The 13894-nt window shown below is 66.2% G+C and carries 12 protein-coding genes; 2 read left to right on the top strand and 10 right to left on the bottom strand.

The features are described from left to right. Positions 1-3: 3 nt before the first annotated feature. From LW136_RS22260 to zur, 4 genes are read right to left on the bottom strand one after another with little or no spacing between them, the layout of a single operon-like run. Positions 4-516, bottom strand: a complete 513-nt coding sequence (locus tag LW136_RS22260; protein WP_234174260.1) for a M48 family metallopeptidase — start codon at positions 514-516, stop codon at positions 4-6. Between the two features lie 4 nt (positions 517-520). Beyond that, complete coding sequence (gene znuB, locus LW136_RS22255) at positions 521-1306, bottom strand: zinc ABC transporter permease subunit ZnuB (protein ID WP_014822193.1); 786 nt, start codon at positions 1304-1306, stop codon at positions 521-523. Position 1307: 1 nt separating this feature from the next. Further along, positions 1308-2078: a zinc ABC transporter ATP-binding protein ZnuC gene (gene znuC / locus LW136_RS22250; protein WP_234174258.1), complete on the bottom strand. Its 771-nt coding sequence runs from the start codon at positions 2076-2078 to the stop codon at positions 1308-1310. After that, positions 2075-2560: a zinc uptake transcriptional repressor Zur gene (gene zur / locus LW136_RS22245; protein ID WP_045666923.1), complete on the bottom strand. Its 486-nt coding sequence runs from the start codon at positions 2558-2560 to the stop codon at positions 2075-2077. Before zur ends, znuC begins: the two co-directional genes overlap by 4 nt. A 64-nt stretch (positions 2561-2624) precedes the next feature. On the opposite strand from zur, the gene LW136_RS22240 reads away from it, so the two are divergent. Continuing rightward, positions 2625-3704 carry a zinc ABC transporter substrate-binding protein gene (locus LW136_RS22240; RefSeq protein ID WP_234174257.1) on the top strand — a complete coding sequence of 360 codons (1080 nt, stop codon included), beginning with the start codon at positions 2625-2627 and terminating at the stop codon, positions 3702-3704. Positions 3705-3837: 133 nt separating this feature from the next. On the opposite strand, the gene aptA is transcribed toward LW136_RS22240, so the two are convergent. Continuing rightward, positions 3838-5163, bottom strand: a complete 1326-nt coding sequence (aptA, locus tag LW136_RS22235; RefSeq protein ID WP_234174255.1) for an omega-aminotransferase AptA — start codon at positions 5161-5163, stop codon at positions 3838-3840. 191 nt (positions 5164-5354) lie between these two features. On the opposite strand from aptA, the gene LW136_RS22230 reads away from it, so the two are divergent. Beyond that, a complete protein-coding gene (locus LW136_RS22230; protein WP_234174254.1) occupies positions 5355-6848 on the top strand; it encodes an aldehyde dehydrogenase in 1494 nt (497 codons plus the stop codon). Positions 6849-6952: 104 nt separating this feature from the next. Here LW136_RS22230 and LW136_RS22225 read toward each other — a convergent pair whose 3' ends face one another. Genes LW136_RS22225 through LW136_RS22205 form a run of 5 tightly spaced genes read right to left on the bottom strand, consistent with a single transcriptional unit; the run spans position 6953 to position 13862 of the window. Next, on the bottom strand, positions 6953-8356 hold the full coding sequence (locus LW136_RS22225; protein WP_234174252.1) for a glycosyltransferase family 2 protein: 1404 nt from the start codon (positions 8354-8356) through the stop codon (positions 6953-6955). After that, on the bottom strand, positions 8353-9477 hold the full coding sequence (locus LW136_RS22220; protein ID WP_234174250.1) for a HEAT repeat domain-containing protein: 1125 nt from the start codon (positions 9475-9477) through the stop codon (positions 8353-8355). Before LW136_RS22220 ends, LW136_RS22225 begins: the two co-directional genes overlap by 4 nt. After that, positions 9467-10603 carry a YaiO family outer membrane beta-barrel protein gene (locus LW136_RS22215; protein ID WP_234174248.1) on the bottom strand — a complete coding sequence of 379 codons (1137 nt, stop codon included), beginning with the start codon at positions 10601-10603 and terminating at the stop codon, positions 9467-9469. Before LW136_RS22215 ends, LW136_RS22220 begins: the two co-directional genes overlap by 11 nt. Continuing rightward, positions 10600-10989, bottom strand: coding sequence for a response regulator transcription factor (locus LW136_RS22210; protein ID WP_234174247.1), 390 nt, complete (start codon positions 10987-10989; stop codon positions 10600-10602). The genes LW136_RS22215 and LW136_RS22210 overlap by 4 nt, the downstream gene beginning before the upstream one ends. Beyond that, positions 10986-13862 carry an ATP-binding protein gene (locus LW136_RS22205; RefSeq protein WP_234174245.1) on the bottom strand — a complete coding sequence of 959 codons (2877 nt, stop codon included), beginning with the start codon at positions 13860-13862 and terminating at the stop codon, positions 10986-10988. The genes LW136_RS22210 and LW136_RS22205 overlap by 4 nt, the downstream gene beginning before the upstream one ends. Positions 13863-13894 lie beyond the last annotated feature (32 nt).

Raw genomic sequence — 13894 nt, 5'->3', positions numbered from 1 at the left:
GCGCTAGGCGTTCTTGCCCGGTAGCGCCTCCAGCTCGCGCCAGTGCAGGAACAGGCGCAGATCGAACTCGATCTGCCCGTAGCCGGGCAGCATGTGTTCGCACAGCTTGTAGAAGGCACGGTTGTGCTCGCTCTCACGCAGATGGGCGAGTTCGTGCACCACGATCATCTGCAGGAATTCCGGCGCCGTCTCGCGAAACAGTGCGGCGACGCGAATCTCCTTTTTCGCCTTGAGCTTGCCGCCCTGAACCCGTGATACCGCGGTATGCAGGCCCAGCGCGCGATGGGTCAGGTCCAGGCGATTGTCATAGAGCACCTTGTCGATCGGCGGTGTGCTTTTCAGGTATTCCTGCTTGAGCGCCTGCACATAGCCATACAGCGCCTTGTCGCTCTGCACTTCGTGCCGTGCCGGGTAACGACGCTGCAGATAGTCGCCCAGGCGCTGCTCTGCGATCAGCTGGCGCACCTGCGCCAGCAGCGGCTCCGGGTAACCGCGCAGGTACTTGAGATCAGTCATGGCCTCAGGCCCGCTTCGGCCAGGCGAAGCTGAGCAGGAACAGCGCGGCGGCGCTGACCACGATGGACGGTCCGGCGGGGGTGTCTTCGAACCAGGACAGCGTCAGGCCCAGGCACACCGCGACGATGCCCAACACGCTGGCGCCAAAGGCCATCTGCTCCGGCGTGCGCGCATGGCGTTGCGCCGCGGCGGCGGGAATGATCAACAGCGAGGTGATCAGCAGCACGCCGACGATCTTCATCGCCACGGCGATCACCACGGCGATCAGCAGCATCAGCGCCAGGCGGATACCGGCCACCGGCAGGCCTTCGACCTTGGCCAGCTCCTCGTGCACGGTGATCGCCAGCAGCGGACGCCACAGCGGAATCAGCATCAGCAGCACCAGCGCGCTGCCGCCGATGATCCAGGCCAGATCGCTCGGCCCGACGGCGAGCAGATCGCCGAACAGATAGCCCATCAGGTCGATGCGCACGTCATCCATGAAGCTTAGCGACACCAGGCCCAGCGACAGCGTGCTGTGGGCGAGGATGCCGAGCAGCGTGTCCGAGGCCAGCGGCTGGCGCTGTTGCAGGGTGACCAGCAAGAGCGCGAGCAGCACGCAGCCGACCGTCACCGCCAGAGTCAGGTTGACGTCGAGCATCAACCCGAGGGCGACGCCGAACAGCGCGGCGTGGGACAGGGTGTCGCCGAAATAGGCCATGCGCCGCCAGACGACGAAGGAGCCGAGCGGGCCGGCGACCAGCGCCAGGGCGAGGCCGGCGAGCAGGGCGTTGAGAAGGAAATCGGGCATGTCAGTGCTTGCAGTTCGGGCCGTGGACGTGGGGTTTGCCGGTCACCACGCTGCCGTGCAGGTCGTGGCTGTGGTCGTGCTGGTGGTGATAGATCGCCAGACTGCGCGCGTCCTGGCCGAACAGCTCGACGAAGGCCGGGTCGCTGCTGACCTGCTCAGGATGCCCTGAGCAGCAGACGTGGCGATTGAGGCAGACCACCTGGTCGGTGGCGCTCATCACCAGATGCAGATCGTGGGAAACCATCAGCACGCCGCAGCCGTAGCGGTCGCGCAGCACGCCGATCAAGCGGTACAGCTCGGCTTGGCCAGACACGTCGACACCCTGCACCGGTTCGTCGAGCACCAGCAGCTCCGGCTCGCGCAGCAGCGCGCGGGCCAGCAGCACACGCTGCATTTCGCCGCCGGAAATCTTCTGCAGCGGGCTGTCGATGACGTGCTCGGCGCCGACTTCGCCCAGCGCAGCCAGGGCTCGGGCGCGATCGACGCCGGGCACCAGACGCAGAAAGCGCAGCACCGACAAGGGTAGGGTGGGGTCCACGTGGAGCTTCTGCGGCATGTAGCCGACACGCAGCTTCGGCTTGCGCCAGACCTGGCCGCGATCGGGTTTCAGCAGGCCGAGCACGGCCCGTACCAGCGTGGTCTTGCCGGCCCCGTTGGGGCCGATCAGGGTGACGATCTCGCCGCGATGCACCTGCAGTTGCGCGCCTTCCAGCACGTTCTGGTTGGCGAAGCGCACGTGGATGTCATCCAGCCGCAGCAGCACCTCGCTCATGCGGCTTTCCGGCAGTTCGAGCAGAGGCCGACCACTTCCACGGTCTGCCCCTCGACGGCGAAGCCGACGCTGCCGGCGGCGCTGTCGATGGCCTCGGCGATGGCGCGTTGCTCGAGTTCGATGGCGGTGTGGCAGTGCCGGCAGATGAGGAACTGGCCCTGGTGCGGATGCTCCGGATGGTTGCAGCCGATGAAGGCGTTGAGCGACGCGATGCGATGCACCAGGCCGTTCTCCAGCAGGAAATCCAGCGCGCGGTAGACGGTGGGCGGCGCGGCGCGGCGGCCATCCTGCTCGCTCAGTACGGCGAGGATGTCGTAGGCGCCGAGCGGCCTGTGGCTTTGCCAGACCAGCTCCAGCACACGCTTGCGCAGGGCGGTCAGGCGTACGCCCTGGCGCGCGCAGAGGCTGTCGGCTTCGGCCAGCGCGTGGCTGACGCAATGGTCATGGTCGTGGGGCGTACAGGCCAGCGGGGTCTTGGACATGAGCGGCGACGTGTTGGGGTAGAGACGTTATTATGTACCAATTCCCCCCGTACGAGTGACGCCCGTGAATCGTCTTTTTTCCCTTCCCTTGCTCGCGGCGCTGGTTGCTGGCGCCGCGTCCGCCCACGCCGAAGTCCGCGTGCTGACCAGCATCAAGCCGCTGCAGCTGATCGCCGCGGCGGTTCAGGATGGCGTCGGTGAGCCTGACGTTCTGCTGCCGGCGAGCGCTTCGGCGCATCATTACTCGCTGCGACCGTCCGACGTACGGCGTATCCGCGATGCGCAGCTGTTCTACTGGATCGGCCCGGATCTGGAGAGCTTCCTGCCGCGCGCACTGAGCGCTCGTGAAGGCACGACCGTGGCGGTGCAGGACCTGCCGCAGCTGACCCTGCGTCGTTTTGGTGATGCACACGCGCACGACGAGGCTGAACATCACGATCACGACGATCACGACGATCACGACGATCACGACGATCACGACGATCACGACGATCACGACGATCACGACGATCACGACGATCACGACGATCACGACAGTCATGACCATGATGCTCACGAGCATGACGAAGCCGCACATGGCGAGACCGCCCATGCCGACGAGCACGACCACGACCATCGGCCGGGCACGCTTGATGCGCACCTGTGGCTGCTGCCAGCCAACGCACTGGTGATCGCCGAGCGCATGGCTGCGGACCTGGCCACCGCCGACCCGGCCAACGCACAGCGCTACCAGGCCAATTCGGCGGCCTTCGCCCAGCGCATCGAGGCGCTCGACGCCCGCCTCAAGCAGCGCTTCAGCAAGGTGCAGAACAAGCCGTTCTTCGTTTTCCACGAGGCCTATGACTACTTCGAGGCGGCCTACAATCTGCGCCATGCCGGCGTGTTCAGTGCCGGTGGCGAGTCGCAACCCGGCGCGCGGCATGTGGCGGCCATGCGAGAGCGGCTGCAGCAGGCCGGTCCGAGCTGCGTGTTCAGCGAACCGCCGGCGCGTCCGCGCCTGGTCGAGACGCTGACCGCCGGCTTGCCGGTGAAGATGGCGGAACTGGACGTGCTGGGCGTCGGCCTGGCGACCGATGCGCAGGGTTACGAGAAGCTGCTGGAAGGTCTCGGTGTCACCCTGGCCGACTGCCTGGAATCGCTCTGAGACCGCGCCGCAATGGCATTGGTGGGCTGAAGCCCACCCTACCGAACGTCCACCGGCCCCCTGTAGGGTGGGCTTCAGCCCACCGGTTTTCCCTGCAAATACGGCGAGAATGGCTCGTCAGGCCGGATAAGCCTCAGCCGGCCTTACGTATACCGTCGGCGAGCAACTCCATCATCTGGTCGATCTCGGCCTTCTCGACGATCAACGCCGGCGACAGCGCAATGGTGTCGCCGCTGGCGCGTACCAGCAGGCCCTTCTCGAAACACTCGCGGAACACTTCGTAACCGCGCTTGCCGACGCCATCGGCATAGGCGGCGAACTGGATGCCGGCCACCAGTCCGACGGTGCGGATGTCGATCACGTTGGGCAGGTCGCGCAGGCTGAACAGTGCTTCCTGCCAGTAGGGCTCCAGGTCGATGGCCTTCTGGAACAGGTTTTCCTGCTGATAGATTTGCTGGGTCGCCAGTGCCGCCGCGCAGGCCACCGGATGCCCTGAGTAGGTGTAGCCGTGGAAGAACTCGATGACGCTTTCCGGTCCCTTCATGAACGCATCGAACAGGTGGTCGGCGACCAGTACCGCACCCATGGGGATCGCGCCGTTGGTCAGACCCTTGGCGCAGGTGAGGATGTCTGGCGTGACGCCCCAGCGCTGCGCGGCGAAGGCCTCGCCCACGCGACCGAAGCCGGTGATGACCTCATCGAAGACCAGCAGGATGCCGTGCCTGGCGGTGATCTCGCGCAGCCGTTGCAGATAGCCCACCGGTGGCAGGATCACCCCGGCCGAGCCGGACATCGGCTCGACGATCACCGCGGCGATGTTCTCCGCACCATGCAGCGTCACCAGCCGTTCCAGTTCATCGGCGCGCTCCACGCCATGCTGCGGCAGGCCGCGGCTGAAGGCGTTGCGCTGCAGATCGAGGGTGTGCGGCAGGTGATCGACGCCCGGCAGCATCGGGCCGAAGGCGCGGCGGTTGTTGGCCATGCCGCCGACCGACATGCCGCCGAAGCCGACGCCGTGATAGGCCAGCTCGCGGCCGATCAGCCGCGTGCGCGACCCCTGACCGATGGCGCGCTGATAGGCCAGGGCGATCTTCAGCGCGGTATCCGCCGATTCCGATCCGGAGTTGGTGAAGAACACCCGGTTCAGGCCTTCGGGGCTGATGGCGGCGAGCTTTTCCGCCAGCTCGAAGGGCAGCGGATGGCCCATCTGGAAGGTCGGGGCGAAATCCATCCTGGCGATCTGCTTGCTCACCGCCTCGCTGATTTCGCGGCGCCCATGGCCGGCATTGCAGCACCAGAGCCCGGCGGTGCCGTCGAGCACCTGGCGGCCGTCGCTCGCCGTGTAGTACATGCCTTCGGCACTCTCCAGCAGGCGCGGCGTGGCCTTGAACTGGCGGTTGGCGGTGAAGGGCATCCAGAAGTGATCGGGCGAGGCGTTGGGATGGAAATCCTGTGACATGGGGCTGGCTCCGGGTGGCGAGCGACTATGCTGCGACGGCGAGCCGCAGGGTTTTCATCGAGTCTATGTTTAATAAAACGAACAAAACAAGGCGATTGACCGGCCGTTCGTAAAAAATATTGATAGGGTCCGCACCGCTGGTTTAGGGTGCCTTTTCCACAGCCCGAAGACCTGACTAGAGAGGATGCACCATGCCCACCCTGACCCTCGCCGACTGGCAACAGCGTGCCCGCGACCTGCACATCGAAGGTCGTGCCTTTATCCAGGGTGAGTATTGCGCCGCGGCGGACGGCGGCCAGTTCGACTGCATCAGTCCGGTGGACGGGCGGGTGCTGGCGCAGGTCGCCAGCTGCGACCAGGCCGACGCCGAGCGGGCGGTGGCCAGTGCCCGTGCCGCATTCGATGCCGGCAGCTGGGCGCGCCTGGCACCGGCCAAGCGCAAGGCGGTGATGATCCGCTTCGCCGACCTGCTGGAAGCCAACCGCGAAGAACTGGCCCTGCTGGAAACCCTCGACATGGGCAAGCCGATCGGCGACTCGCTGACGGTGGACATCCCAGGCGCCGCGCGGGCGCTGCGCTGGAGCGGCGAGGCGATAGACAAGATCTACGACGAAGTGGCGGCCACGCCCCATGACCAGCTGGGCCTGGTCACCCGCGAGCCGGTCGGCGTGGTGGCGGCCATCGTGCCGTGGAATTTCCCGCTGATGATGGCCTGCTGGAAGCTCGGCCCGGCGCTGGCCACCGGCAATTCGGTGGTGCTCAAGCCGTCCGAGAAGTCGCCGCTGACCGCCATCCGCATCGCCCAGCTGGCGATCGACGCCGGCATTCCGGCCGGCGTGCTCAACGTCTTGCCGGGCTACGGCCACACCGTCGGCAAGGCGCTGGCGCTGCACATGGACGTCGATACCTTGGTCTTTACCGGCTCCACCCGGGTGGCCAAGCAGCTGATGATCTATGCCGGCGAATCGAACATGAAGCGCGTCTGGCTGGAAGCCGGAGGCAAGAGCCCGAACATCGTCTTCGCCGACGCGCCCGACCTGCAGGCGGCAGCGCAAGCCGCGGCCGGCGCCATTGCCTTCAACCAGGGCGAGGTCTGCACTGCCGGCTCGCGGCTGCTGGTGGAGCGTTCGATCAGGGAGCGCTTCCTGCCCATGGTGGTCGAGGCGCTCAAGGGCTGGAAGCCGGGCAATCCGCTGGATCCGGCGACCAACGTTGGCGCGCTGGTGGACACCCAGCAGCTCAACACCGTGCTTGGCTACATCGACGCCGGGCGTGAGGCCGGCGCGCAGGTGCTGATCGGCGGCCAGCGCACGCTTGAGGAGACTGGCGGACTGTATGTCGAGCCGACCATCTTCGATGGCGTCGACAATGCGATGAAGATCGCGCAGGAGGAAATTTTCGGTCCGGTGCTGTCGGTGATCACCTTCGACAGCGCCGAGGAAGCGATCGCGATTGCCAACGACACGCCCTATGGCCTGGCCGCGGCGGTGTGGACCGCCGACCTGTCCAAGGCACACCGCACCGCGCGGGCGCTGCGCGCCGGCAGCGTGTGGGTCAATCAGTACGACGGCGGCGACATGACCGCGCCGTTTGGCGGCTTCAAGCAGTCCGGCAACGGTCGTGACAAGTCGCTGCATGCCTTCGACAAGTACACCGAGCTCAAGGCGACCTGGATTCAGCTCTGACGGCATCCGTAGGGTGGATGTCGCCTTTTACATCCACCTTGTTGCACAGCCAGTGGATCGATGAAGCGTGATCCACCCTCCGATTTGGTTTTTTGAGCGTTCAGCTAGCTTTGCCCCCACTGCCCGCTGCGGCGCATCGCGCCCCAGTGGTGCTTGCGTCGCGAGAACCATTGCCAGAGGCCACGACAGCGCCAGACGGTGTTCAGCTGGCGGTAGCCGAAGTTCTCCAGCACGGCCATCAGGAATAGCTGCAGCATGTCGCGTCGACGGCTGTAGACGCGGAAGGACATGGTTTCCAGCAGCAGGCCGTTGACCGACAGCAGGATGCCCATGCCGATCGCCACCAGCAGGAAGGCCGCCAGCGCCGCGTAGGACACCGCACCGAAGGCGAAGCCGGCGAGCATGAAGCCGTAGCCGACCAGCTCGATCAGCGGGCCGATCCATTCGAACAGCGCCATGAACGGCCAGGCCAGCCAGCCCGGCGTGCCGCCACGCAGGCTGAAAGCCAGCCGCGCATGACGGCCGAGGCTTTCGGCCAGGCCGCGCTGCCAGCGGCTGCGCTGACGGCCGAGGGTGCCGAGATCTTCCGGGCATTCGGTCCAGCAGATCGGGTCCGGCAGGTAGCGGATGCGGTAGGGGATGCGCTTCTCGCGGTGATAACGGTGCAGCCGCACCACCAGCTCCATGTCCTCGCCAACGGTATCGGTGCGATAGCCGCCGACCGCCATCACCCGTTCGCGGTCGAACAGGCCAAAGGCGCCGGAGATGATCAGCACGGCGTTGAGCGGCGACCAGCCGAGACGGCCGAAGAGAAACGCACGCAGGTATTCGACGATCTGGAAGCGCGCCAGCCAGTTGCGTGGCAATCCGGCCTGGATAAGAAAGCCGCCGCGCACCTGCGAGCCATTGGCGATGCGCACGGTGCCGCCGGCGGCGATGGTGCGCTCGTCTTCGAGGAAGGGCTGCACCACGCGCAACAGGCTGTCGCGCTGCAGGATCGAGTCGGCGTCGACGCCGCAGAACAGTCCATAGCGTGCCGCGTTGATACCGGCATTCAGCGCATCGGCCTTGCCGCCGTTGGCCTTGTCCACCACCCGCAGATTGGCGTAGCGCCGCGAACGATAGATGGCCTGCACCGGTTGGTGGGCCACGGCCTGGCGCAGCGGCTCGGGGTGCGGCACCAGGTCGAATTCCTCGATCAGCACGGCGAGGGTGTTGTCCTTCGAACCGTCGTTGATCACCACGATCTCGAACTCGGGATACTGCAGCTGCAGCATCGAGCGCACCGAGGTGCGGATGGTCGCTTCCTCGTTGAACGCCGGCATGAGCACCGAGACTGGCGGTTCAACCCCCAGGTAGGGCGCCAATTCGCCGGTTTCCGCCCGTTGCCGGATGTAGCCCATGAGGCTTGCCATCGACAGCATGTTGAGCAGCAGGTACATGCCGTTGAGCAGCAGGAAATAGAGGATGAATGCGACCTGCAACCACCACAGCCAGGTATCGGTCACCGGCGCACCTCCGCGATGGCGCGGCGCAGGGCGTCCCTGCCGTAACGATCACGAACCTGTTCAAGCATATGCTGCAGCCCCTCCAGCGTTGCGCCCGGCATCGCCGCCAGGCTGTCGGCCGCCGCCTGGCGCACCCACCAGCTGCTGTCCGATAGCAGCGGCAGGAACAGTTCGCTGTCTTCGCGGCGTGCCTGTTTGTGCAGTGCCTGCAGCGCAGCCAGACGCACGGTGTCCTGTTCGTGCTGCAGGGCGCGTAGCAGGCGGTGGCGGTCGCGCGGGTCGCCGAGTTCGCACAGGCAGCGCAGCGCTACCTGCAGATATTCTGCCGGTGCGCCTTCGTCCAGCCGGGCGCGGGCCCAGGGCGCGGCGTGGCGGGGATCGCCCTGCACGAGCAGCGGTACCAGACGCTCGCGACGCGGATCTTCCGAGGAGGACAGCACGATCAGCAGCGGCGTGGTCACGGCCTGTTCGCCAGCCTGCTGGCAGAGGCTGATCAGCCGCGGCAGGGCCCAGTCGGGGCGATTCACCGCCGCCGGCAGGATCAGCTCCATGGCTTTGCTGGCGTCCATCGCCACCAGGGTCTGGGCGGCGGAGAGGGCGACGATGGAGTTGCGGCTGAGCAAGAGCGACTGTACTGCGTCCCAGTGTGTCGGTTCAGCCAGATGGCGCAGGCAGGTCAGGCCGATCAGCTTGCTGCGCACCCGCCCGCGCAGCAGGTTCAGGGCCTGGCGGTCCATGCCCAGGGCGATCAGGGCGCGGTTCATGCGCTCGCGGGCGGCGCCGCGCAGCTGCAGCTGGGTGCGGTTCCACTGCAGCAGGAACCACAGCTGCCGCCGCCTCGGCAGCGGTGCATGGCTGGGCGGGAGTTCGTCGCTCAAGCTGCAGAGGGCGAAGAAGGGCCGCCACTGTTCGTTGAACTGCTGCCGGCGTACGGTGCGCCGGCGTGATACCTCACCGAGCAGAAGCACCTGCAGCAACACCAGCACGGTCAGTGTGCCGAGGCCGAGGGCGCAGTACAGCGCCAGTTGCAGCATGCGGTCTTCCGGCCAGAGCTGCGCCCAGGCGTTCGCCGGTGTTTCGCACAGCCAGCGGGGGCAGCGCGCCAGCCATTCAGAAAGCATGACGCAGGCCGAGCTGCAGCCATTGCCGGTCGTAGTAGCTGCCCTGCTGGTGATGGCCGATTTCCCAGCTCAGCGCCCAGCGGCTGTCGAACCAGTGGCGACCTTGCAGGCTGATGGCGCGCACGTCGCTGGTGATCAGCTGCTGTTCCTCCACCGCTTCTTCCTCGCCGACGGTCAGGCGCAGGCCGGCGTAGCTCAGGCCCTGGTAGTAGTAGTCCAGCGCCAGGTCATGACCGATCGGCGTGCCGGCATTGGCGACATCGGTGACGTTCAGCGTGTAGCCGGCGCGCCAGGCATTCCAGTAGCGCTCGGCGCTCAGCGCCAGGCGGTCGACCCGGGTCGTCTCGTATTCGGTGCGACGGACACTGACGGCGCCGAGGTAGCCGCCCGGTAGCCGCCGCTGCAGGCGCAGATCGGCATGCCACTCGGGAAGGAAATAGGGCGACGGCTGGTAGCCGACCTCCGGTTGCAGGGTCCAGTTCTCGTCCAGCGCAATGACGGCGCCGGCTTCGACGCCTTCGTCCCACTCGCCGAAGCGTTGCTCGCGTGTCAGCGCGCCATACCAGCCGAGACTCTCCGGTTTCGTCGAGGCGTAGTCCAGGCGCTGGCTGCGCCAGTTGTCAAAACCGCTGTCGAGCCAGTCCTGGCGAGCGGATATTTCCAGTTCGTGGCGTCGCCTGGTCGCGGCGTCGACCACCGGCACGGGCGCCGCTGCGGTGCTGGGCACGGTCAGCGCAGCACGGGCCTGCTGGATCACCTGCTGCACCTCGGCATAGTCCGGGGCGAGCTGGGCGGCGCGCTCGAGCGATTCCAGCGCCCGTTGCGGATGACCAGCCCAGAGTAGCGCCTGGCCCTCGCCGAGCAGATAGTCGGCGTTGTCCGGCTGTTGCTGCAGCAGGCGGCGATAGATCGGCAGCGCCTGTTCAGGGCGGCCTTGCCAGCTCAATACACGGGCGAGCAGGAACTGCGCCGCGGTGTCCTCCGGCTGCCCAGCCAGATGCGCACGAAGTGTGGCTTCGGCCGCGTCCAGTTGTTGCGCCTGGACCTGCCGCTCGGCGGTGGTGACGTCCGCCAGCGCCGCACCGCAAGGCAGCGCCAGGGCAAGCAGCATTACCGCTCGCTTCATCGGCGGCCCCTCAGCAGGCGACGGATACGCGCCAGCAGTTCCTCCGGCTGGAAGGGTTTGGTCACGTAGTCGTCGGCGCCCAGTTCCAGCGCTCGGACGATGTCCACTTCACGGGCCTTGGCCGTCAGCATCAGCACCGGCACGCTGTCCCAGCCGGGTTGCGCCCGCAGCCGTTCGATGAGTTCCAGACCATCATGGTAGGGCAGCATGATGTCCATCAGCGTCAGGTCCGGCGGCTCGCTCTGGGCGAAGTACTCCAATGTCTGCCGCCCATCGGCGGCGTGGTCGACCACGAAGCCGTGACGTTCGAGCATGTAGCGGATGAGAAAGGCGATGTCTTCTTCGTCTTCCACCATGAGAATGCGTTTGCTGGCGGATTCGCTCATGGGTGAGCCTCGTCGGTTTCGTGTGTGTGCCCCGGCGGCCAGTGTTGCAGCAGGTGCTGGATCAGCCTGGCCAGCTCATCGCCGTCGTGACGGGATTTCACCAGTTGGCGCAGCGCCAGGCGGTCGTCCTGAATCGGGGTGTCGAGCGCGGAAAAGATGATCACCGGCGGCGGTGGGACGCTCTGCGCCAGCTGGTCGAACAGCTCGGTGCCCTGGCCGTCCGGCAGCATCAGGTCGATGATCGCCAGGTCGAAGGTCTGTGCCGCGATCAGCTCGCGCGCTTCGTGCAGCGTCGCGGCGCCGGAAAGATCGACATCGAGCGCGGCGATCTGCCTGGCCAGCAGCACCCGCAGGTCGTCGTCGTCCTCGACGTGCAGGATGCGCGGTTTGTGCCCGCCGAGCTGCAGACAGGCGCGGATCACGTCCATGACCCGCGAGGGGTCGATCGGTTTGTGCAGCCAGTCGATCACGCCCACCGCGCCGCCGCGCAGCGTGCCGTCGTCATCATCGCGGCGCTGCGGCTGCAGGCTGACGATCAGCACCGGCAGGTTGCGGTAGTTGTGCTGGCTGCGCAGGCTCTGCAGGAAGGCCGCGCTGTTTTCGTCATCCAGCGCCGGGCTCAGGGTCAGTGCCTCGATGTCGAACTGCTGCAACAGCCGGCGTGCCTCGGCTGCGGTGCCGCTGGTCAAGGTCGCGTAGCCATGCTGCTGCAGCGCCGCGGCCAGCTGCTCGGCCGCCTGGGTGTCCGGCTCGAGGATGAGGATCAACGCAGCATTGTCAGGCTGGGCTGCTCTGGCCGGCGGCGTAGTGGGTCGCTGCAGCGGCGTCGCTGGTTGCTCCTCCAGCGGCAGCTGCAGCCAGAAGCGCGAGCCGTGACCTTCCTGGGAGTCGAAACCGATCTGTCCGTGCATCTGCTGCACCAGCGAGCGGGTGATTGCCAGTCCCAGCCCGGTGCCGCCGCGCTGGCGGGCGTCGGAGGAATCGGCCTGGGCGAAGCGCTCGAAGATGCGCCCACGGAAAGCCTCGGGAATCCCCGGCCCCTGATCCTGCACGCCGAGTTCCAGCACGTTGTCGTGATGATGTAGATCGACCGTTACGCTGCCACCGGCGGGAGAATGCTTGATCGCATTGGAGAGCAGGTTAGCCATCACCTGGGCGAATCGGTCGGGGTCGACCATAGCCTCGCTCGTCCGCGATTCGTCGGTGCTCACCAATGCGAGGCTGACACCGTAGTCGCGGGCGTACGGCTCGATGTCTGACAGCGCCTGCTGCACCAGCACATGCACGTCGTGCAGGCCGAAATTGAAGGCCAGGCGCCCGGCTTCGAGCTTTTCGATGTCAAGAATATCGTTGATCAGGCGCACCAGGCGTTCGCTGTTCTTGTGCGCGATATCCAGCAACGGGCGGGCGTCGTCGTTGATATGGCCAGCAATTCCGCCGATCAGCATGCCGAGGGCGCCGCGGATGGCGGTCAGCGGCGTGCGCAACTCGTGGCTAACGGTGGAGATGAATTCGGTCTTCATCTGCTCCATGCGTCGGCGCAGGGAGATGTCCACCGCCACCGTGACTACATGGCAAGTACGTGCCGAGATCCGCAGCGGGTGCTTGACCACCTGGAACCAGTGTTCCGTGCCATGGGCATCGGTCAGCGCAACCTCGGTGCTGCGCAAATCGCCGCTGCTTCCCGCCAGCTCGGCCAGCTCTTCGTCACCCAGCAGCAGGGGCTGCAGTCGCAACGCGGACGGCACATCATCGGGATGGCGCTGCTCAATATCCTGGGGGCGGGCGTTCAACAGGGCAGCGAGCGCCGAATTGCAGAGCAGGAAGCGGCCCTGGGCGTCGCGAACGAAGATCAGGTTGTCGTCGGTGTCGACCACACGGCGGAGGAACACCTGCTGGTCGTGCAGGCTGTCGCGGTTGCGTTGCAGTTCGCTGACGTCGCGCGCGATGGCCAGATGATCGCCCAGCCCGGTGGGCATCAAGCGGACCTCGAAAGTGCGCTGGGTCTGCAACTCGCACCAGGTCTTCTGCCGCAGCGCGCCTTCGTCGGTCTGATTGAGCAGCTCGATGAGCAAGGGTTCGATCGCTTCTGGTGGCGGAGCGCGGCGCGGTGTGCCGCGCGAAATGCTGGATACCTGCTGCCGCTCATCAACTGCGTAGAGATGGTCCGGGATGGCCTGTAACAGGGCACCGAGACGTGCCTCGCCGGCCTGGGCGCTGCGGGTGAGCTGTTGGCGAATCTGCAGATTCCGCTGCAAGGCCCAGAAGGCCGCCAGGAACAGACCGATCACCACCAGCGTGCCGATCAGTGCCAGTTGCTGCGCGCGTTGGGTGGTGCGTGCGATGGCTTCGCTGGCGGCGGCCAGGTGGCTGCGCTCGTGTTGCTCGACGGCGTTGAGCAATGCGCGCAGGCGGTCCATCAACAGGTGCCCGCCGGCCCCGCGCAGACGCTCTACGGCAGCCTGCAGCCCGGCCTCACGGCGGGTTTGCATATTGCTGGCGGCTACTTCGAGGCGGTCAGCAATGGTTGTATCCAGGGTCTGGAACCAACGCCGATCAGGAAAATGACGCCCGTCGACCTGGCGCTGCAAGCTGCGCCGGTTGCCCTCCAGTTGCCTGAGGCCGCGCTCGTAAGGTTCGAGATAGATAGGGTCGCCAGTGAGGATGAAACCGCGCGAACCGGTTTCGATGTCTTGCAACGAAGACAAAATTGCTTGGACCGAAGTGATGATCTCCAGGCTATGGCTGACCGAACGATTGGTTTGTAACAGCGCTTCCTGCGTGCGTTTGCCTTGCCAGCCAAGCGCGACGAGCAACAGAAACGCAGCGAGAAAGGCGATTGAATGCCAACCGATCGCGGGTCTTGCGGGCAAACCGGACTCCTTCCGCCGGGGATGACTGCACA

The sequence above is a fragment of the Stutzerimonas kunmingensis genome (genome assembly GCF_021432085.1).
In the GTDB taxonomy this organism is placed as follows: domain Bacteria; phylum Pseudomonadota; class Gammaproteobacteria; order Pseudomonadales; family Pseudomonadaceae; genus Stutzerimonas.
Note: the sequence above shows the minus strand (reverse complement) of the source record. Positions and strands in the feature narration are given on the sequence as shown.